At 40.5% G+C, this 22,500-nt stretch carries 16 protein-coding genes; all 16 read right to left on the bottom strand.

All coding sequences use genetic code 11. From position 1 onward, the window contains the following. Positions 1–6: 6 nt before the first annotated feature. The gene (gene rffA, locus T543_RS08245; protein WP_035767539.1) at positions 7–1,143 is read right to left on the bottom strand and encodes a dTDP-4-amino-4,6-dideoxygalactose transaminase; all 1,137 of its coding nucleotides are present in this window, start codon (positions 1,141–1,143) and stop codon (positions 7–9) included. A 51-nt stretch (positions 1,144–1,194) separates the two neighbouring features. Further along, the gene (locus T543_RS08240) at positions 1,195–1,662 is read right to left on the bottom strand and encodes a GtrA family protein (RefSeq protein ID WP_035767538.1); all 468 of its coding nucleotides are present in this window, start codon (positions 1,660–1,662) and stop codon (positions 1,195–1,197) included. Between the two features lie 26 nt (positions 1,663–1,688). Beyond that, positions 1,689–3,446: a hypothetical protein gene (locus T543_RS08235; protein ID WP_035767537.1), complete on the bottom strand. Its 1,758-nt coding sequence runs from the start codon at positions 3,444–3,446 to the stop codon at positions 1,689–1,691. Between the two features lie 40 nt (positions 3,447–3,486). Further along, positions 3,487–5,238 carry an ABC transporter ATP-binding protein gene (locus tag T543_RS08230; protein WP_035767536.1) on the bottom strand — a complete coding sequence of 584 codons (1,752 nt, stop codon included), beginning with the start codon at positions 5,236–5,238 and terminating at the stop codon, positions 3,487–3,489. A 15-nt stretch (positions 5,239–5,253) separates the two neighbouring features. Further along, positions 5,254–6,378, bottom strand: a complete 1,125-nt coding sequence (locus T543_RS08225; RefSeq protein WP_035767535.1) for a glycosyltransferase family 52 — start codon at positions 6,376–6,378, stop codon at positions 5,254–5,256. A gap of 25 nt (positions 6,379–6,403) precedes the next feature. Further along, positions 6,404–7,522: a glycosyltransferase family 2 protein gene (locus T543_RS08220; RefSeq protein ID WP_035767534.1), complete on the bottom strand. Its 1,119-nt coding sequence runs from the start codon at positions 7,520–7,522 to the stop codon at positions 6,404–6,406. 21 nt (positions 7,523–7,543) lie between these two features. Beyond that, entirely contained in the window at positions 7,544–8,728 is a 1,185-nt protein-coding gene (locus tag T543_RS08215; protein WP_035767533.1) for a PLP-dependent aminotransferase family protein, read from the bottom strand. 175 nt (positions 8,729–8,903) lie between these two features. Continuing rightward, entirely contained in the window at positions 8,904–9,632 is a 729-nt protein-coding gene (locus T543_RS08210; protein ID WP_035767532.1) for a hypothetical protein, read from the bottom strand. Between the two features lie 19 nt (positions 9,633–9,651). Continuing rightward, positions 9,652–13,221: a hypothetical protein gene (locus tag T543_RS08205; RefSeq protein WP_035767531.1), complete on the bottom strand. Its 3,570-nt coding sequence runs from the start codon at positions 13,219–13,221 to the stop codon at positions 9,652–9,654. Beyond that, positions 13,218–15,683 carry an MMPL family transporter gene (locus tag T543_RS08200; protein WP_035767530.1) on the bottom strand — a complete coding sequence of 822 codons (2,466 nt, stop codon included), beginning with the start codon at positions 15,681–15,683 and terminating at the stop codon, positions 13,218–13,220. Before T543_RS08200 ends, T543_RS08205 begins: the two co-directional genes overlap by 4 nt. A 154-nt stretch (positions 15,684–15,837) precedes the next feature. Next, the gene (locus T543_RS08195; RefSeq protein WP_051638632.1) at positions 15,838–17,100 is read right to left on the bottom strand and encodes an ATP-grasp domain-containing protein; all 1,263 of its coding nucleotides are present in this window, start codon (positions 17,098–17,100) and stop codon (positions 15,838–15,840) included. A gap of 45 nt (positions 17,101–17,145) precedes the next feature. Further along, complete coding sequence (locus T543_RS08190) at positions 17,146–18,312, bottom strand: PseG/SpsG family protein (RefSeq protein WP_035767529.1); 1,167 nt, start codon at positions 18,310–18,312, stop codon at positions 17,146–17,148. Then, positions 18,305–19,342 (bottom strand): pseudaminic acid synthase, encoded by a 1,038-nt coding sequence (gene pseI / locus T543_RS08185; protein ID WP_035767528.1) that lies wholly within the window; start codon positions 19,340–19,342, stop codon positions 18,305–18,307. The genes T543_RS08190 and pseI overlap by 8 nt, the downstream gene beginning before the upstream one ends. A 22-nt stretch (positions 19,343–19,364) precedes the next feature. Beyond that, positions 19,365–20,111, bottom strand: a complete 747-nt coding sequence (gene pseF, locus T543_RS08180) for a pseudaminic acid cytidylyltransferase (RefSeq protein WP_035767526.1) — start codon at positions 20,109–20,111, stop codon at positions 19,365–19,367. 58 nt (positions 20,112–20,169) lie between these two features. After that, on the bottom strand, positions 20,170–21,387 hold the full coding sequence (pseC, locus tag T543_RS08175; RefSeq protein WP_035767524.1) for a UDP-4-amino-4,6-dideoxy-N-acetyl-beta-L-altrosamine transaminase: 1,218 nt from the start codon (positions 21,385–21,387) through the stop codon (positions 20,170–20,172). 27 nt (positions 21,388–21,414) lie between these two features. Continuing rightward, positions 21,415–22,416 (bottom strand): UDP-N-acetylglucosamine 4,6-dehydratase (inverting), encoded by a 1,002-nt coding sequence (pseB, locus tag T543_RS08170; RefSeq protein WP_035767522.1) that lies wholly within the window; start codon positions 22,414–22,416, stop codon positions 21,415–21,417. Positions 22,417–22,500: the final 84 nt, after the last annotated feature.

Below are 22,500 nucleotides of genomic sequence, written 5' to 3'. Positions count from 1 at the left end.
TCAAAACTACAATGCCTTATAAAATTCCTTAACTCTCATAACGACTTCATCCAGATCCTCGTCCGTAAGACTATAGTACATAGGAAGTCTTAAAAGTCTTAAGCTCTCCTTAGTGGTGTATCTGTCCTCACCGTGGAATCTACTGTACTTAAGTCCGGCTGCAGACGAATGAAGTGGTACATAATGTGACGCAGGAAGGATGTCGTTGGACTTAAGGTGACCTATAAGTCCTGCTCTCTCCTCCTGATCTTTACATTTTATGTAGAACATGTGCGCGTTATGAACACATTCCTTTGGAACATGCGGAAGCTCAATAAGTCCGGCATCCGCCATATCTCTAAATGCCTCATAATATCTGTTATAATGATCCATTCTTCTGTCATTGATCTCATCTGCCATCTGAAGCTGAGCATAGAGATAAGCCGCATTCATATCACTTGGAAGATATGAAGAACCGGGCTGAAGCCATGTATATTTATCAACCTTGCCAAGCTGATAGAGGGTTCTGTTAGTACCCTTCTCTCTGATGATTATCGCATCATTTACATAGGTCTCATCTCTTAGTAAAAGAGCACCGCCTTCTCCCATACTGTAATTCTTTGTCTCATGGAAGCTGTAATTACCAAAATCGCCGATCGCTCCCAGCGGTTTGCCCTTATATGTTGCCATAACACCCTGAGCCGCATCCTCTATTACAAAAAGGTTATGCCTCTTTGCAATATCCATGATTGTATCCATCTCACAGCCAACGCCTGCATAATGAACAGGAACGATCGCTCTTGTCTTTTCTGTGATAGCATCCTCAATAAGGTTCTCATCGATATTCATTGTATCAGGTCTGATATCGACAAATACAACCTTGGCGCCTCTTAGTACAAAAGCATTGGCAGTCGATACAAAGGTATAAGAAGGCATGATGACTTCATCACCCTCTTTTATCCCTGCAAGGATTGCCGACATCTCGGTCGCATGTGTACATGAAGTTGTAAGAAGGCACTTGGCTACTCCGGTTTTTTTCTCAAAAAACTCATTATCCTTCCTGGTAAATTCACCGTCGCCGCAAATCTTCTGATTTTCAACGCATATTTTGATATAATCCATTTCCTTTCCCGTATAGGGCGGAACATTAAAATTGATTCTCATATCGCATCACCTGCCATATTCTTATGATAAAAAAGGATTTTGCTTGCAAAGTCAGTTCTTTTCTTCCTTTTGCTCAAGGAAAATCTTTCTTGTAACGAAGTTATATACCATAACAATGCCTGTTGCCCCGAATTTGAAGAACAGATTCTTGGCAAATCCTTCACTCATTATACTCTGAAGGAAGCCCCAATTCATATATATAAGGTCGATTCCAACGTAAAGGCACAGTTCATTGAGCCCAAGACCTATGATGCTAAGCACAAGGAAAATGAAAAATTCCTTTTTTCTGCTCATGTCATCACGTCTTACAAATACGAACTTGAAGCTGAGAATATAGTTTACGACTACCGAAACCGTAAATCCGATAAATGCGGAAATAAGATAATATCCGGTAAAAATAGCGGCAATTCCCGATTTCTCAAATATCAGATTTGCAAAAAGATACAAAAAGTAGTCTACAAAAAAGCAAAATACTCCTACAAGTCCAAACTTCATTATCTGTTGTAATAAATTATTCATAACTCCTCTTTTCAATAAAACAAATATCACATAGCATCCGGAACCATAATTCCGAACCTGCCATTCTCAAAGACTTCATTATACCCAAACCTGTCCATAAAGTCTAATAAAATCTCATATTTCTCCCCAGCGTGGACTTCGCCTTCAAAGTCGAAATTGATGATGATAACAGGCAGGTCACTTTCTTCTACATTTTCAAGTGCTTCACTAAACTTCTCAGTAGAATTAGAATCAAGATCCGGCCATGTGGTAAATATTGCAGGTTCCATATCAAAGAGATATGAAAATCCCGGAGCTTTTCCAAACTGAAGAAGCTTCTTGTCTGTGAGGTCGTTATCATCAAGATAGTCGTACACACTGCATACAGAATCAGCATTAGCGGGAGTTGTGTGCATTCCTCCTGCTCTTGGTATCTCGCTTGATCCTATAAGTACATCCCTCTTTGTACCGTCAACTCCATCAACGAAGCTGTAATTTAAGTGGAACATTCCTCCCTGAAAACACAGGACGGTAAGTATCATCATAAACATAGCTTTCCAGGTAAAATGAAGCTCATTATTGCCTGCTGCCTGCCTAACTCTCCTGAACATCCACAAAATAACCGGAGCAACAATGAAAAGATTGTTTATTACAGGGTATGTATAATTATTGCTTCCAAGAGGTGTGATGATAATTATCAAAAGAGCTGCAAGGCAAAGCGATCTCTCAGATGCCTGCCCATGAATATAAGGAGTAAGTCCTATAAGCAAAAATACCATTCCGAATATAAGAAACATCTGTGATATTTCAAACATGGAATTATAGTAGGAATATGTCCTTGTGATGACGCCTCTGTTGTAGTAATAATACATCAGCACAAATAGTCCGCCGATATATACGATCCTTTTTATCCAGTAAAACCTTCCTCTGTACATAAGTAGAAGGATCGCTGAAGCAAACATACAGGGAATCATGATTATCATATTTGAAAAGCTTCTGATCCATGCAAAAAGCACAGACATTATCATCCCGCCCGATGAATAATCGGAAGCATTCCTGCTCACTTCAAAAAGGGATGAGATCATTCCCATATATGATGAAAATCGATAAAGCACGCAGATAAAGAGAAGCGGAATAGCAGCTCCTAAAATATAGCCCAAAACGCAGTCAAAAAACTTTCTTGAAATCTCCTGTAAATCTCTCTTATGAATTATCTCATAATAAAGAAGTGATAATATAAGAGCACATTCAAGCACGTTGGGAAATCTCACCATGACATTAAGTCCAAGGCAGGCTCCCGCCAAAACAAACTTCCATCTTTTTATCTCATAGTCCGTCATCGCATGGAGCATGAGAAGAACTCCGAGTGTAAAAAACAAATATGTCAGATAGTTGTACAGAATAACCCTCGGGCACCAGCAAAGGCTCTCTGCAATCATCTCTCCAAGAAATGTCATCCAGCCCGGGATCCATCTTTGCAGCATATAATATGCCACAAGTGCGGTGATGCTGATAATAAAAGTGCAGTAGAAATTCATTGCAAGCATACTGCCTTTTCCGGGAAGGAATGTAAGGAATTTACCAAGTACATTCGGAATAAAAGTTGCAAGAAACCACATAGGATCAAGAGCATCACTATATATATAATTGCCAAGGCTATAGGTGGTATCTGAAATATCTATTCCCTGAGATACTCCAAAAAGGGGATATAAGAGCAATATGATCGGAAAAAGCCATACTTCCATAGGCTTTTGATATTTCTTTAACTGAAATAATCTGTTTCTGACTGTCTTTAGTTTCAGCATCTACTTATCCCCACAAATATTTTTCTTTATTTTATCTTGTTTATCTTTGTTTTGTAACCTTCTGACCGTTTACGCGGTAAACCATATCACACTTCTCAATAGTCTGAAGTCTGTGTGCGATTATGATGAGAGTCTTTTTTCCGTGAAGTCTGTTGATTGAGTCCATGATCGCAGCTTCTGTTTCATTATCAAGAGCACTGGTTGCCTCATCAAGTACCAGCACTTCAGGATCTTCAAAAAGAGCCCTTGCAATACCTATTCTCTGTCTCTGTCCTCCTGAAAGTCTGATACCTCTCTCACCTATTGAAGTATCAAGTCCCTCGGGAAGAGATCTGATAAACTCATCAAGCTGAGCCTCTTTAAGTGCTGCCCAGACCTTATCGTCATCTATTTCCTCATCAGGTATGCCAAATGCAACATTTTTCCTGATCGTAGAATCAAGCATGAAAATTGTCTGTGGAATATATCCGATATTTTTAAGCCATTCAGGATAATGATCTCTTACTTCCACTCCGTCAGCAAGGATCTCACCTGTTTCTACTTTTAACAGACCGAGCATTATATCAACAATTGTAGTTTTGCCGGCACCTGAAGTTCCCACAATACCGACAGATTTGCCAACAGGGATTGTCATATCCGCATTCTTAAGAACATAGGCTTCTGAATTTGGATAGTGGTAAGTTATATTTTTAAGCTCGATAGTCTTATGAACAGGGAGCTTTGTAACATCGTTAAACTTCTCATAGTCCTCTGCTCTGTATGAAATGGAGCCGTCGTTTATTTCTTCCTGAAGATTATCACTAACATTCATGAAGAATGGCTCAAAATATGAAATTGACGTAAGGTAATTGTTTATTCTGTTTGCACTTGGAAGGAGTCTGGCTGCTGCCGCTGCAAGTACGGACATCTGCGGGATCATCTTCTGAAGACTTCCGCCGCCAAGCATAACCATCAGCATATATCCGACCATACCGCCAATACATATTGTTTCGATAAGGAGCCTGGGAGTTGAGTTGTACAGATTATATTTCTGAACCGCATTAACATAGCCTGCTCCGCAGTTAGCGTATCCGTTTATAAAATAGTTTTCTTTATTTGATATTTTTATCTCTTTTATTCCGGTAACAGACTCCTCTATCCACTTAAAGAGTCCGCTGTAATAGTCCTGATTGTCCTGACCTGCCTTTATCATTACAGGTTTGATCACAAACTTGATGACAAGAAGCACTACAACAAGAAGTGATGCTATGAACATTGTCATTTTTGCATCCTGAGTAAGAAGCATGACCACAAGACATGTAAATACAATGATCTCAGATATAAGCTGAAGACAGCTAAGGATAAGGCCGTACATGTTATTTACATCTGATGTTATGTTTCTTTGTATAACAGAAGTATCTGCATTTAAATAATATTCATAAGGTCTCTGCATGAAGTTGATCATCATGCGGCGTGATGTGGCAAACTGATTGGTGTAAACAAACCTTAGCTGTACCACATTAAGGAAATACAAAAATATGTTTTTGATCACAAAAACAAGGATCAGCGCGGTCATTATTATCGCTGCAAGCTGCGTAGTGGTTGAACAGCCAAATGCATTGTAGATTCCGGAAAGAATAACGTTCTCAGACACCACCTCCGGGTCTATGACTATCTGCATTACAGGCACGATCATCGTAATTCCAAGTGATTCCAATATACCGCCTATTAGCATCATGGCAATTATCAAAACCATCTGTTTCTTTTGGCGCTCATCAAGTAGCACCATCATCTTCTTATATATCTTTCTCATAAAACTCCCATTTAATCAGTTATCAATAATCTGTTCATTCAGCCTGTGGATCTCAGGTGCCTCATATTTGTCCATGAAGTCATCCCCGAGAAATATCTTCTCGTCAACAAATCTTATGGAATCCACAACCGTATATACAGATACTAGTTTATCAAATTTAAGCCCGTCAATAAAGTTAAGCATCTCCATAGGGAATGTTCCCGCAAGGAGGATCACATCAGGGAAATATTTGGCATAGTCAAGATAATCCCTTGGATGTTGCTTTATCATAACTACTGCGCCTTCTCCATATTCTGTTACCAGATCTCTGAAAAGTCTCTGCCTGGTATCAAGGTCGCAGAGAGGCTCCGATAATATAAGAACTCTCTTTTTATCTTTTCCTTCGGCAAGTTTTTCCTTAAGCTCATCCATGTTTTCCACAAAGAGCTTAAGCATAAGCTCCTTGTCTGACCTTGTAAGTTCATCTACTAGTGGCTCACGCCTTACTTCAATATACTTAGGGCATGGATAGTCAAGAATCGATATGTCATTTACCTCCATATCAATGCAATATCTTCCCCAACCATTCTGAATGAAAATAAGGCCCGTCTTTGCCATAAAAGCCTTGAACCTGAAATGCCCGTTATTGTCATATCTTGCCTGATCGCCGTATTTTATACAGTTAAGGCCATCTTCAAGGGCATGGTATCTTATCTTTTTATAATTCAGATAATAGCCTATCGGGTCTGAGTCGCAGAAAACATATATATCCTTGTAAGCCTTAAAATCCACAGGCACATATTTTTCCTGAAGCTGTCCGAATCTCCTGCAGAACTTTATTCTGTTTATCATGTTCTTAAACAGAGATCCTGTGTTGGTTTTAAGAGGCGCAAGTTCCGGGAAAAAAGTATCGATCTTTTCATCATATTCGATAACTTCTTCAAAAAGTCCGCACTCCCGAGCTCTGTCTACCATGCTTCCGAATTTGTTGCTCATTTTGGAAAGAACAAGAGTCGCTCTCCCGCAGCCATCGCTTCCGCCTGCTGCCTTTTTATCCGAAAAGCCTTCTGTTTTCTTATATTCATGTAAAATATGAAATTCCTTAAGGCATGCCACATACACATGATAAAAAGTGTGACATACATAAATTCTATCGTGCAATTTTATCTCCCAGTGTTTGTCCTATTTAATGTTTTTTCTTAAGTCCCCTGTAAAACCATAAGAGCCTGTAATACAGATAAAAAGCCGCGTGCGACTTCATCTGCATCCTTATCAGTTTCTTTTCTTCCGGATGAATCCTCTCAATATAGTAGGGGTTATTTTGAAAATCGGGGAATTCCTTTTTCATCTCAATTCCCATCTCTTTTGTAAATCTGTAAGAGCCACTTATATGCTGCTTTTTTGGCATCGCTGAAAAGAGCGTGTTTACATAAAAAAGAACCGTGTACATAAATTCTATTTCAGGACGAAATTCATCGAGATAGCCGTTATCCTTTGCTTCCCTTAAGATCTGCCTTCCGGCGACCATCCTGTCCTCAAGGTTCTTTTTCGATATCGTATGTACTGTTGAGCTTTGATGCTGATAATAAAAATACAAAGGCTCCTTGATATACTCAAAGTGTTTTACTCTGAGCATCCAGGTATTGCTAACGGCGTTGTCCTCGTAAAAAATATCCTCAGGAAAAACGTCAAGCCTGTTTTCATACGCCTTATCATCAATACTTTCAGAGGGCATATCCGCCCAAAGGGCATCTTTCCCATTTTTAAGCGGGTCCTTATCTCCTAAGACCACGTATCTTTTATAGATCTTCACGACAAGACTTCCTGTATCAAGAAGGAGCCTTCTGTACTTTTCGTGGTCCATTATTCCTGTCTGCTCTTCCGAGTTGTTATGAACAATCTGCCCCGGAGTAAAGGTATAAGAATCAACCAGGCTGTAATCGCAGCCTACCATATCCGCTCCTGTCTTTTCTGCTCTGTCAAGGAGCCTTTCGTAATAATCGGGAACAACCCAGTCATCCGCATCAATAAAGCCTATCCACTGACCTTTTGCAAGGAAAAGACCTATGTTTTTGGCTCCGCCCTGATGATGATTCTTCATACTGTGAACAGCAATAAATCTTCCCGGGTAATTTTTTTCATACTCCTTCATGATTTTAAAGGAGTTATCCGTAGAGCAGTCATCTACTGCTATTATTTCAATTTCTCCGTCTGCAAGGCTCTGGGCTACAAGTGAATCGAGACAATGCTTTAATTTATCTTCGCCTGCCATATTGTAAACAGGCACAATCACACTAAGCTTCATAAAAATCTGCTCTCCGTTTCCTTAAAGCACTGACAATTCATGCATAAGGACTTTGCTTATCTGCTCCATGTCGAATCTGTCATATCTTTGATCGATCCAGAATGTGAGCATATTCTCAGAAAAGTCCTTTGATACCTTGCAAATATCTGCAGCTTCCTGTGATATCGGCCAAAGGACAGGCGCATAGATGCCATTCTTTGCAAGTCTCTTTTCGAATTCATCTCTTGTTATATTTTTACCTTCATCGGTAATAGCGCTTCGTCTCATAAAATCGATATCAAGGATTATAGGAAGCATAAATGCTGTATAATTCTCATCCTTTTTAGAAGGAAGAAGATGAAATGCCTTGCCGCTAAGAGGAAGGTCCTTTAAAAAGGCGCAGAGATTATCATAATTATTATCTCTTTTTTCACATATGGAAAGAATATCAATGCAGCTCAAATAATCTGCACTTATATCTGACATAATATACGGATCAAGCCCATCATTTAAGCTATCTTCTGCATCTGATAAGAGACTCCTGAAATGAGCCTTCAGATCCTCACCACCATTTTTCAGGTAATCACTCTTTTCATTTAGTGCCTGCATTCTAAGCGAAACAAAATCCGTGTCACCTGTAAGAGCGCCCATAAGGAATTCATTCTTACCTGCTGCAATTGCTCCGTCAGGTATTCCCATCCATTTTCTAAGGCTGCCCACAACATAATCAGCGCTATCGTTTTCACTTCCAAGATAGCGCTCTATCTCCATGATAATATGAGTCACATCCTCAATAATTGTAAGCTTTGGGAACTTTGCCTTAAGTTCTGCTGCCGTTTTTGAAATATCCGCAGCACCAAAGAAATTCATCAAAAGAACTGTTATATTTTCTTCCTTGCATCTGCCATCAGACAATGCTTTCTCAATCTCTCCGATGAGATAAGCATCATCTGTTACAAGGCCTTCGCAAAGTTTATAGAATATGGTTTCAAAGCCTCTAACTTCAAAAGGCTTAACCATAGAATCGCAGGATAAGGCAGGGATAAAAGCCACGCCCTTATCATTTTTGGCAATAATATCATCACAGACGAAACCTATGGCATCTCTTCCGCAGCGCAAAAACTCAATGCTTTTTTTGTTTTTCTCACTTATGCGGGAAAATACCTCTAACAGGTTTTCTCTTTCATTTATTCTCTCAAAACTAAATTCACTGCCGATTTCGTACATTTTTACGTCCTCCGCCACCGGGCATAATCATTTTATAAGTACTGTCTTTTCGGTTAACACCAAAACTTAATTACACTATCCTGCACATTATATCCCGAAATAAGCCTTACGTAAAATCTTATTGCTTTATTATGGTGGCGAAGCATCTGATCAGAACAAAAACTGTTTTTCCATATCAGTATTTGCCGTAATAATTTGTCTGCTTTACCTTTCCGTTTTTGTATTTCCAGACATAATTAACTCCGCTTGTGTAGGTTCTTCCCTGATATTTTCTTATTGCCTGCACATATACATAGTACTTTTTATTGGTTTTAAAGCTCTTATGTTTAAACCTTGTTATCACAGCATCATTCTTTTTTCTGTTTTTTATAGTTTTTACGAGTTTATATCCGCTGTCTCTTTTGTTTGAGATATAGATCCTGTACCCGGAGGCAGTCTTTGTTCTTTTCCACTTAAGGTACATTTTCCCGTTTTTAACAGATACCTTATAGGAGTCTCCGTAATTAACAGAAATCATCATGGGCTGGGCAAAAAGGCATGCCGTATCAGAATAATCCGCACTTGCCATCTTGCCGTTCACGACGCCTATAGCTCGAACCTTTATAAAGTAATAGTTAGCGTTATTTACATTGTGCTCATAATAGTTCTTCGCAGTGAATCCTTTGGATAGCTCTTTTCCATTTTGATCCATGAAAACATATTCATATCCGGATACGTTCTGCTTATCCCAGACTGCAAGAACTCTCCCTGTGTTGGTAAACCATCTTGCCTGCTTTACCCCGGTAACCTTAACCGGTTCTGCCTTTGTTTCTGCATTTGCACTCATGGAATTTCCAAATAGTAATACAAGAGAAAAAAGCGCCATCAGATATACTGTTTTTCTAAATATATTTCTACTTTTCATAAAGCTCTCCGATCATTTCTCATTCTTTTTTGTCTGTTTCTTCTGTGCTTTCTTTATTATCCTTGTTGTCTTTGTTGTCTTCTTTGTTATCTTCTTTCTTTTCTTCGGTTTTTCTGCTCTTTTTATTTTTTACCTTTTTTCCGCCTTCTTTTTTAACCGAATTTTTTCTTCTTGCTATTATCTTTCTCAAAATGATCACAAGCACGATTAGAAGAACCAGTACGACTGCGGCTAAAGCTGCTTTGATGATCGTATATATCCTTGAGATATTATCTTCGATAGCATAGGTTGCTTCATTATCTGTAATGCCGATTTCTATATAGCTTCCCACATTCTTTGAATCTATCCCTATCCATTTTCCGTCTTCTAATTTCATAACTTTGGCTCTCTTTGAATACGGGTTATAGATTCTTATTCTCTTATCCTCAGACTGTGAAGTTGTTCCTTCATCTATCTTGATCTCATATATAATCTTATCGTTTGGAACAAGCCTGTCTGACTGGTCTTTTTCCTCATCTTCTACTATCCTTGCATCAACCTTGGCATCTGTTCCAAAGCTTCCTCCGAGAAGCACCAATGGCTTTTCAGTATCGGTATATCTGTTCGTACTTTCAATTGCCTTTTTAGTAGCGATGTACTCTCCGGATATAACATAGTTTCCTTCCATTATTTCATCAGACTTGTCAGGCCATTTTATGTAGAATCCGTCTCTGTACTCACCATCGGGATACTTAAGCCTTGAGAGACTCTCTCCATATGAAAGCTCCTGTTCACCGATCTTTTCATCATCCACCATATATGTGACTTTCAAATGTGAGTACTCACTTGGAATACCATAGGTATTTATCAGCTTATTGTAGGTAATTTCCTCGGCTATGTTCTCGTAGCTTATATCATCAATGCCCTGAATCTGGCCCTCAACGAATACGTTATTTTTGATGTTCTCCATCTTCATCTCATGAGTGTCAGTATCTGTATTAACTATTCCTGCTATTGCGCCATATCTTTCTGCAGGTACTTTTTCCCAGGTCGGAAGTGCGGTGCAGCCGCTGATGGTTGTTCCATAACCTGTTATTCCGCCGACATATTTGTTTCCGTCAAGAAGACATATAGAATAGCTGTCTCTTATTATCGAAAGGGATTCTCCTGCAATTCCTCCGGTGTAGCTTCCTTCTGAGCTCTTTGCAAGACCGTATCCCTCACAGCCGGATACCACGCCCTGCGCCATATATCCAACTATAAGTCCCGATCCGTCTTTTTTTGACTGAACGAAAGCATCATTTTTGCACTCGTATATTATGTTTTTAAGTGTATATTTGCTTCCGGATCCTATATTGACATTACCTGCTGCATTTTCTTCCGGGTCCTCCTCATCAATAGCCATGGATCCTGCAATTCCGCCTATATCAATGTCGCCTTTTATCGTTCCTGTATTTTTGGAGCTGTCAACTCGCCCTGTCTTTGCTGCTTCAAGCTCTTCGTCAGATACGTCAACAAACATCTCTGCATCATCATTCTGCAAAATATCAAATTTATCCGACACTATATGGTAGATCACATTGACCTGATCATTAACTGCAGCAATGTCATCATTTAATGTATGTGATGAGTTTTTGCCATCAGTGTTAATGCTTTCAAGAGAACCTGTGATACCCTTGAGATTGGAATGAAGCGAATCGAGGCTGTTATCCCATGTGCTTGTAAGACCGTGGAATCTTAATTCCGACTGAGAATTAAGATAATCGATTATGCTGCGTGCTCCCTGACTTGCTTTTCTTAAATCTCCCTGCGCATCCTGAAGTGCTGCAACTGCATTATCGATTTCACCTATAGCTTCATCCGTTCCTGTTTCAACGTATGGCTTATAGGTCTCTACAATATTGGAAAAATCACCCATCATTCCGGATATGTCAGATCCGCTCTGTCCGGAAATCTGCTGAAGTTCTGCAAGGTAACCGTTTAGTTCCTGCTCCTCTTCTTCTGTAAGGTTGCGGAACTTCTTATTTCCTTCGGCGTCTGTCTCATACATGAGATCATTTATTCTCTCTGTAAGCTCTGTTACGCGCCTTGCAGTCTCTTCGGTATCACTGTATGTCTTGTAAATATTATCTTTTGACCTACTAATACTTTCCCTGTCTGAATCTGTCACATTGGAATTATAATTGACATCTTCAACGATCCTTGCAAGGGATTTGCCAAAATATCCCAGGCTGTCAGCTGCTGTCGAAACGTTATCAACTATCCCCGGAAGGTTGTCCATAACATATTCAAAGCGCTCTATAACTGCATTTATGACTTCTGCATTCTGATTGACAGAATCAGTTAGTTCTCCCGTAAGAACTCTTCCATCATCAACTACGCCGTCAGCATATCCCGTGAGACTTGTAATATCTGATGAAATCGTATCAACACTTCCATCCATATCATTTATTGTCTTTTCGATAAGGTCATGGAGTTTATCTGCCGCCTCAGGAAGAGTCTGCATATCATCTTTTTCAAGGTAAGGCTCCATCTGCCCTACAATGCCGCCTATATCTTTTCTGCCATATATATTTCCCTTGTTAGTGCTGTAAGAGATAATGCCCATCTGTCTTCCGGCAATTCCGCCCACGTTGTAGCCCACATGGTCGTAACCGATATTACCGTTGTTGGTGCACCTTATGATGCTTCCTGTTGAATAGCCTGTTATTCCGCCTGTATCTATTCCGCTTATTACAATTTCCTTGATATCTTCTTTATTCTGAGCAGCACTTATTGATTCAATAATGCTGTCGCCCTTTTCATCATCCTTTATAACCCACTCTTCGTTATCGTTGATATCGCCGTTATTGGTGCAGCCGGATATTACGCCATAGTTTTTTCCCGTGATACCTCCTGTGAAGTTGTATCCCGAAACGTGGGCACTGTTCACACATTTAGTGATAAGTCCTGTGTTTTCATTTATGGCGGCAATACAGCCAACCGTATTGTTTCCGCTCATCAGTCCCTTAAAGGAACATCCTGAAATCACGCCGCAGTTAACACCGCACAGACCGCCTGTTACTCTCTGCTCATCAGCCATGTCGATGTCGCCCTGTACATTCAGGTTTTCGATCATTCCACAAGGGCCTACATATCTGAAGACGCCGGTTATGTAGCCGCCCTCCTGCAGTTCATATCCCTTTATTGTATGGGAGTTGCCGTCAAATATTCCGTTAAAATACGGAACTGTTTCAAAATCCGTATCGCGAAGATTTATGTCCTCTTCCAGCTTTACATTTTTATTAAGTGACCAGGCATCTATCTTGCAGGCCTCTGCAAACTTCAAAAAATCGTCGACATTTTTTATTGTCACATCTTCATATACGATGGGTTCCTGTGCCTGCTCATCCAAAGGCTCACCAGCTTCTCCTTCTTCCTTTGCAGTTTCACCAGTCTCTTTGTTTTGCCCTGCATTTGAACTTTCATCTGCATTCGTACTTTCATCTGTATTTATGCTCTCATCTGCCTCTTTAGCGTAAACAGCTGTATTCATGCCACCTGCCGTAATTGCTGCTATAGTAAGAACGCATAGTGTATTTTGAAAAAATAATCCTGTTTTCTTTCTCATACTGTCTCTTCCTCCTCTTCAAGCTTCTGAATATTTCCGCTTTGTACGAGGGCTTTGACATCGCCTCTTACTACCGCATGTACTTCACCTATAACAGTTCCGTTTATCTGGCCCTGGATCATTCCGTCTATACGCATAAGACCGGCTTCTCTTTCAACAGCAAGCGGGACAGTCACTTCAAATGATGTCTTATCTATTATCTTTGCTCCGATAAGCAGTATCTGAGGAAGTACGAACATAACAAGAAGTATGGAGATAATTGTTCCTCTGCCCAGGCACTGTCCGATACCACAGATAGCGCCGTCAGATGTGAGTTGACCTATGGCGATTCCCGCAAGGGCGAGCATTGATCCCGATGTAATGATAGTCGGGAATGCAAAATTCATAGTCTCTACGATGGCATCCTTATGTGACATCTTATCCTTTAATTCCATGAATCTGCCGGATATTACGATCGCATAGTCGATATTTGCACCCATCTGAATTGATGAAACTATCAGATAGGTCATGAAGAATATGTTGTTATCCACAATTGTCGGATATGCGAAGTTGATCCAGATTGCACCCTCAATAACTGCTATAAGAAGCACCGGCATTCCTGCTGACTTGAAGGTAAACAATAGCACAACAAGTACTGCCAGTATGGAAATAATTGTTACAACGGTATTATCCACAGCAAATGTCTTCTGAAGGTCATATTGGCTCGTTGCTTCGCCTATTACCAGTATCTGTCCGTCATAGTATCTGTTTGCAATTTTGTGCATCTCATCAAGGAATCCAAAGGTTTCCTCGCCTTCCTGCGGAAGATTTAAATACACAAGCATTCTGCTATAATTTTCTCCCTGCAGCTGATTCTTGGCGATCGACATCTGCTCATAAGCATCATCAAGTGTTTCTTTCATATCACCTTCAAGTGTAACGTATCCTTCTTCTACCTCATCATGTAAAAACATGATCATATCTATAAGAGGAACGCCATAGGAAGATAGCCCGTTTATCAGCTTTGCATAGTTTTCATCATTTACCGCATAGGCCATATAAAGAAGCTGCGCCACTTCGTAGTCCAGTTCAAGTAGCTCTGAAAACTCTCTCGCAGTCAGCTTATCCGCAAGACAATAACCATCCATGGCCTCTATATTTGCAAGGCCCTGAACGCTTTTTACTTCGGAACATGACTCGTAGGTCTTTATCAGTTTTTTCTCAGTATCATATTGTCCCGAGGGAACTATGACAGCTACAAAATTGGAGTCGCCAAAGCTCTCCGTTATCATTTCATTTGCAATCTGATTTTCGTTTTGGATAGGAGTTTCTATTTTGGAATAACCATAAACAAAGGGGCACTTGTTCTGGATTATGAACGCAATTACAATGACTGCTACAAATACAGGCGGCACAATAAATCTTGAGTGATAATCGAGTTTGCCGACCCACGGAATCTTGGGAACGAAGCTCTTATGCTTTGTTTTATCCATAAGAGGTCCAAAGAGCATAAGAAGTCCGGGCATAAGAAGAAATACAGCAATAAGGCTAAGGAAAATAGCCTTTATCAGACATATCGCCATATCACGACCTATTCCGAACTGCATGAACATCATGGCTATAAGACCGCCTATTGTGGTAAGTGAACTTGAAGAAATCTCAGGGATTGCCTTACTAAGCGCAATTATATCTGCTTCCCTTATGTTTAGATGTTCATGCTCTTCCTTATATCTGTTACAAAAGATAACTGCATAGTCAATTGACAGCGCAAGCTGAAGAACTATGGTTACGGAATCAGATACAAAAGAAATTGTTCCGAGAATAAAATTAGTACCTGCAGACATGATAGCTGCAGCGCCAAACGTTATTAAAAGTACGGGAATTTCCGCATAAGTCTGGGAAGTAAGAAACAAAACAATAAGAACGATCACCACTACAAGAGCGCTGACAACCTTCATCTCGGATTCTATGGTTTCTGCAGATGCATTACCCATAGAAGTGGATACATAGATGTCATAGTCAGAGAGCATCTCCTCTATCTCGGAAAGCCCTGCAAGTGCCCTCTCATCGGTCTCTTCGTATTTGAAGGTAATATCAAACAGCGCAGAAAAATTATTGTAGTGATCCGATGTTTCATCGAATGAAAGCATTGCTACATCATCGCGTTTTCTTATATCCTCAGCAATTTTATCTGCGGCATCATAGACAATATTTGAGACCATGACTTTTGCTGATCCGTAGGTGGTGAATTCCTTCTCCATCAGATCCAGACCAACACTGGTTTCAAAAGAATCCGGAAGGTAAGCAGGAAGTGAATCCTCGACTTTGACCAGTCCGGAAGCAATAGCGCTGAAAATTGCCGCGATCGCAAACAACAGGAAAAACAGGTTCCTCTTGTCTACTATAAAAGTAGCCACTTTAAGCATGAAACCATTCTCATTTTCCTGCACATCAGTAACAGCCTTGTTTTCATGTACAGACATTATTCAGTTTCCCCCTCAAAAACAACATTAAAAATATAAACAAATTATATCACAAAAAAGCGTGTGGTTTTTTCTTCTTTAGCATATATTATTATTGAGGATTCTTGAATGGAAAATATAGCCATCACATCTATAATATGTGGTGGCTATATTGTTATTGGTATATTATAGTGATTTTTTTCATTGCTGCTTCTGCGCGCTCAGCTGCCTGTTTTGCATCTCTTCCTGTGGCGATGATATGTCCTATTCTGTCCCCGCTATTAGTAAGATGGCAGGCCTTATCACCCGGCTTTTTATATATGGAAACCTCTTCTACTCCGGGCATTTCGGCAGCTTGTTCCTGCCCTGAAATCGATTTAATAATACGGCTATTTTCTGAATCCTCCGAATCAAAAATGAATCGTATGGCAGATCCTTGATCAAGAGTCTTATCGACTGTGACATTATGACCTAAAGACAGTTCCATACACAGGTCTGTCAGGTCAACTCCTGTGGAAAGCGGAACAAGCCTGGATGTAATAAAGTCTCCCCCAAGTCTTGCCGCAATTTCGACAAGTTTTGCTCCACTTTTTGTTATTTTAATTTCTGTATGCGAAGGTCCGTTTTTTATACCGATAGCTTTTATAGCTTTGGTTGCGACATTCCTTATATCATCCTGCACGTCTTTAGGAAGGGATGATGGCTCTGTGTGTCCGGTTTCAACGAAAAACGGAACTTCTGTCACCATCTTATCCGTTATTGTAATAATATGCGTTTCTCCGTTTACTGTAATTGACTCAACGCTGACTTCAGATCCTGTCATGAACTCTTCTATAAGAACAGCGCCGCCTCTTGAATACTCTTTACTGTACTCGTAGATTTTCCCAAAGAATTCTTCGTCTGTCATATCAAGGTCTTTGCCGAAATCTCCGATTCCTTCCAGAACTTCCTTCTTATTTTCCGTATCCACCAGTACTACGCCTCTGCTTGCGGCGTTATCCGCAGGCTTACTGACGAACACTTTTCCCATTCCTTTGGCAATTTCTATGTACTGCTTTTTATCTTCAATTATATGAAACTCAGGAATCGGTACTCCGCACTCTTTCATGCGCATCCTCATGGATGCCTTATCTGTTGCACAGATTGCGTTTTCATAGGATATATCACAGTCTCTATGAAGCTGTTCGTTAACCCATGCGACCGTGCGAACCGGCATGTCACTTGTGGAAGTAATGATGTAATCAGGCTTGTATTTTTTGGCAGCCTCAAGTACTGCCTCTTTATCTATCGTACTTATGCACAGGAATTCATCCGCATATTGTATTCCTTCTGCATGCTCGTCATAGTCAAGAGCATACACGTAAAGGCCTTTTTCTTTTGCTTTTTTTATCGCAGGAATCTGGAGCATACTTGCTCCAAGTATGAATATACTTTTCACGTTACTACCTCTAAAAAAATTTTTATGTAATGCTTATGCATGTGCTTACATTTCTGTTAAAGCCGCAGCTATCCTCTCAGCACCCCTGCCATCTATTTCATTTTTCAGTTTTCCGGAGTGCTCAAGAATATCAGCAGAATCCATTTTGGCAAATTCCTTTAATGTGTTTAGGATGTTCTGGATGACCTGTCTGTCGTCTTCTCTGAAATCTCCTGCATAAGGAGCCAGTTTCTCCCGGTTAAAATACTCTGCATCGGGTTCCTGATTTTCCACAAAGACAAAGCTTATGCAAGGTATGCCAAGGCTGCACAGTTCAAAAAGCGTTGTTCCCGCAGGGGTTATTCCAACGTCGCACATTTCCATGATGTCAGCTACGTTATCCACATTCTGATGAAGGATTACATTCCCATCCTCTATATACTGCTGGATTCTCTCGTTTACTCTGAAAAATCTGCCTGCCAGAAGGTGTATCTTTTTTCCGCTTTCTCTAAATTTAAGCTCCGGATCTCTGAGTATGGCAGTTGCGATCAGATCTGATAATCCCATGCTGTCTGCTCCGCCTGTTGTCAGGAATATATTCTTTATCCCGTTTTTTTCATAGCCGAAGGTTCTGTGGGCGCCTTCTGAACAATTTATATTTTCCATTGCTATGATATCTATATTTTTGAGAGCCTCTCCATCAGTTCCAATTGCATTTACAAAACTTGTATCTGCTTTTTTTGAATTTCCTCTTCTTGTAAACTGTGCCCTTAAAGGTATGTATTTTGTGCCAAGCAAAAATCTTACATTCTCGCCCTCGTACATTTTCTCGTAATCAAGATACGGTGCTCCGGGACTGTAATTTAGTATTACGTCTGCAGGATATATTTCCTTTTGCATATCATCGATATACATGACCTTGATGCCGTTTTCTTTTAGTTTTTTGATATAATCCGCAGTCGCATAATAGGTATCAAGGAGGAGCCTGTCTACCCCGCTCTCGTGAAGAAGATCAATCAAAACGTTTACTTCCGCATCAAGCTCTCTCCAGTCTGATTCAAGTATCCTGTAGTTATAATTCTCTCCAATGTATGGAATTATATTATCATCAGCAGACACAAAAACGACAGAGCCTCCCATTTGCTCAAGACTATCAGCGATAGTCCTGCAGCGCATGACATGCCCCGTCGCTACTATTTCATTTGCATCCACACGAATAGCTATCTTATTCAATCATACTCCAATCCAGCGGAGTTCCTCTCTTGTAATCCGCCTTTGCAGTTTTTCCCATAACTTCTTCGTAGTGCTTTGGCTTCATTCCCTGTATGTTATATGAGCGTATACTGCGCACATTTTTATCATCAAACTTATCGCCCTTCTTCATGTCCTCTACAACAAACAATGAGCGTCTGTTTGTGTATTCGCCTGCCTCAGCTTCTGTGGGGCCGTAGAATATTTTTCCAAGGGCAAGTTCTGCATCATGGACACCCTTTACCATGTCGGCAAATTCAGCAGGTTCCATGGAGAATGCTGAGTCAGCGGAAGGTATCTGTCTGTCCAGGCAAAAATGCTTTTCTATAACAACCGCGCCAAGAGCTGCTGCCGCAATTGCTGCAGTTCCTCCCATGGAATGATCGGATAATCCGACAGGCACTTTGAATTTATCCCTCATATCAGGGATAGTCCTGAGGTTCAGGTCGGCAGAAACTGTCGGATATACGCTGCAGCACTTAAGAATGATTATGTTGTCATTCCCCTCTGATCGTATAGCATCTATTGCTTCTCTTATTTCCTCTTCGCTTCCCATACCGGTAGACATGATGATGGGCTTGCCTGTTCTTGCGATATATTTGATAAGCGGGATATCAACCAGTTCAAAAGATGCTATCTTATAGAATTCCTCGCCTATATTCTCCAGATAATCAACAGATGTTGTATCAAAAGGCGTGGACAAAAAATCTATTCCACACTCTTCACATTTTTTCTTGATAGTCTCCATCCATTCCCAGGGAGTGTATGCTTCTTTATACAGATCGTGGAGATTGTATCCGTCCCAAAGTCCTCCGTGGATCTTAAATGCCTCGGCATCGCAGTCTATTGTTATTGTATCTGCTGTATAGGTCTGTGTCTTAAGACAGTCAGCACCGGCTTTTGCAGCCGCCTCTACTATCTTAAGGGCATTCTCAAGCGATCCGCCGTGGTTGGCACTCATCTCGGCAATTATATATGCTCTGTTTTTTTCTAAACACTCATTTAAATGCATTAATTATCTATACTCCTGTCTGTTACAGAATTTCATCAAGCCTTTTTTCTATGGCCCGTCTTAATTCATCATGACTCTTTTCCATGCTAAGAAAACTATACTTCATCTCAGCAAATCTCCAGTCGGATTCGGTATCAATGTCCTGTGACTCCATCGGGTCGATTATGTACGGAATTGATCTTTCCATGGTTGTGTCCTTCTGGATCTTGAATGCATCATTTCTGAAAATATAGAACTGGCCACACTCATGGTACTGTTTCTGAAGATCCTGGCTTCTGGTAGTTGCATATTCAGGATGAAGCATCTTAACAAGCCCTTCTTCGTCTATAAACAGACCTCTCTGCGGAGGATAGGAGAACTCTTGCATCGGAACAATTGACTCCGCCCCGCTTTTTACAAGCTTATCCATCGCATCCTTTAGCTTTTCTGCTGTAATAAATGGCGCTGTAGGATAGATGCAGCATCCGTACTCATAAGTTTTCCCGCGCTTTTCATACTCATCGAGTACTTCCAGCAAAACGTCCGCTGTTGTGGCTGTATCGCTTGATGTCTCTTCAGATCTGAAAAAAGGGACATTGGCTCCGGCTTTTCTTGCTATCTGAGCTATCTCTTCGTCATCGGTTGATACCATGACTTCATCAAATATTCCGGACTCAAGTGCAGCCTCTATAGAGTAATTTATTATCGGCTTCCCGCAAAACTCTCTGATATTTTTTCTGGGGATCCTCTTGCTGCCTCCCCTTGCTGTAATTATTGCTATTGCACTCATATCATTTCCTAAACTGTCTTATTTTTTCTTATCATCATTTACGCAGAGCTCTGCATCATTATTTTCTGTAATATTCAACAATGCGCGTAACCGCTTCTATTACGTCATCTGCGTCGCTGTCACTCATTCCCGAATAGAGCGGGATAGTTATCATCTCATCATAAAGCTTTTCAGCATTTGGACATAATCCTTTTTTATATCCCATTTCCTGATAATAAGGGAAATAGTAAGTAGGAATATAGTGAACATTACATACGATGTTCTCTGCTCCGAGAGCTTCAAAGAATTCCTTCCTTCCAATCCTTAGCTTTTCAGGAACTATTCTTAAAATATAAAGGTGCCTTGTGGATTCGCAGCCTTTAGTCTCTTTTTGAACAAACAGCTCAGGCATTTTTGAAAAGGCTTCGTTGTACTTATCTCTTATCTTAGTTCTTCTCTCTGAAAACTCGGAGAGTCTGTCAAGCTGACTGCTGATAAGTGCTGCCTGCATATCGGTAATCCTGTAATTTGTTGAAAGAGCAACCTGCTCATAGTACCATGGTCCGTCAGGTGTGTTTTTCATCTTAGAAACATCCCTTGTTATTCCATGAGCTCTGTACAAAAGCAATTTGTCATATAACTCTTTGCTGTCAGTTACGATTGCTCCGCCTTCTCCTCCGGTAATGGTCTTTACCGCATGGAAACTGAAGGTAGTCATATCGGCAATTCTTCCGATATGCTCTCCGTTATATTTTGTTCCGATAGAATGCGCTGCATCTTCGATCATCACAAGACCGTGTCTGTCACAGATTTCTCTGATCCTTGCCAGATCTGGTGTCTGGCCTGTGTAATCGACAGGGATAACAGCCTTTGTTCTATCGGTTATTTTCTTTTCAATCTCATCCGGATCTATCTGATAGGTCTCGGGGTCTATATCTGCAAAAACAGGTCTTCCGCCACAATAAAGTGAGCAGTTCGCACTTGCAGCAAAGGTTATGGGAGTTGTAATTATCTCATCTCCTTTGCCAACACCTGCTGCCATACATGCAACGTGAAGAGCCGCAGTATCATTGCTTATAGCAACGGCATACTTTGCACCTGTAAGCTCGCAAAGCTTTCTCTCCATCTCAGTAATTGCAGGACCTGTTGTAAGGTAATCACTTTTAAGGACATCTACTACTGCCTGAATGTCCTTTTCATTTATACTTTGATGTGAATAATATAATTTTTTGCTTCTAACAGGAGAACCCCCGCAAATTGCAGGGATTCTCTTGTTGTCTTTGTTTAAATCGCTCATTTTCTCTCCAAAAATATCCGGCCAAAATCAATGATCTACAGCTTCATGAAGTCTGTTTCTGATGTCCTCAACACTCATCCATTCTGTGTTGTTGCCTGAGCTGTATGAGAATCCTTCAGGTACTTTCTTGCCCTTAGGATCCGGTACCTGACGATCGTTGAATGTAACCTGAGGATATACGATAAAATGCTTGTCAAATTCGTATGTAAAAGGTGCATCCTCTACTGTTACCATGATCTCATCAAGTTTTTCACCGGGACGGATACCTATTTCGCGTGTAGCAATTCCGGGACACATAGCCTCTGCAAGATCTGTTACCTTGAATGAAGGGATCTTACTTATGAAGGTTTCACCGCCCTTAGCCTCATTAAGAGCCTTAAGAACAAGCTCGACTCCCTCAGGAAGGCTTATCCAGAAGCGCGTCATTCTGTAATCGGTGATCGGAAGCTCCTTCTCACCTTTTTCAATAAGGTGCTTGAACAGCGGAATGATCGATCCGCGGCTTCCGGCAACATTACCGTATCTTACTATTGAGAAATTAATATCCTTATTGCCGGCATAAGCATTGGCTGCAATAAAGAGTTTGTCTGAAACCATCTTGGTAGCACCATAAAGATTTACAGGATTAACAGCCTTATCGGTAGAAAGGGCAACTACACGCTTTACCCCTGTGTTAAGTGCTGCATTTATTACATTCTGTGCACCGTTTACATTAGTCTTAATGGCTTCATCAGGGTTATACTCACAAGCCGGAACCTGCTTAAGTGCTGCAGCATGGATAACGTAATCAACGCCTTCCATGGCACGCTCCATACGTGCGCCGTCTCTTACATCACCGATGAAAAATCTCATCTGATCTGCATGTTCCTTGTATACCTTCTCATTAGCCATGGTGTACTGCTTATATTCATCACGAGAATATACGATGATCTTCTTTGGATTGTAATGCTCAAGAAGATACTCTGTGAAGCAGTGTCCGAATGAACCGGTTCCTCCCGTTACAAGTATGGTTTTATCATCTAATTTCATTTTTTACCTCTTTTCAAAGCATAATTCTAATAGATTATACTATATATAAGCATTTTCGACCAATTTTTTTGCAAACTAGTCCTT

The sequence above is a fragment of the Butyrivibrio sp. NC2002 genome (assembly GCF_000702265.1).
Taxonomy (GTDB): domain Bacteria; phylum Bacillota; class Clostridia; order Lachnospirales; family Lachnospiraceae; genus Butyrivibrio.
This window is presented reverse-complemented; position numbering and strand designations above follow the sequence as displayed.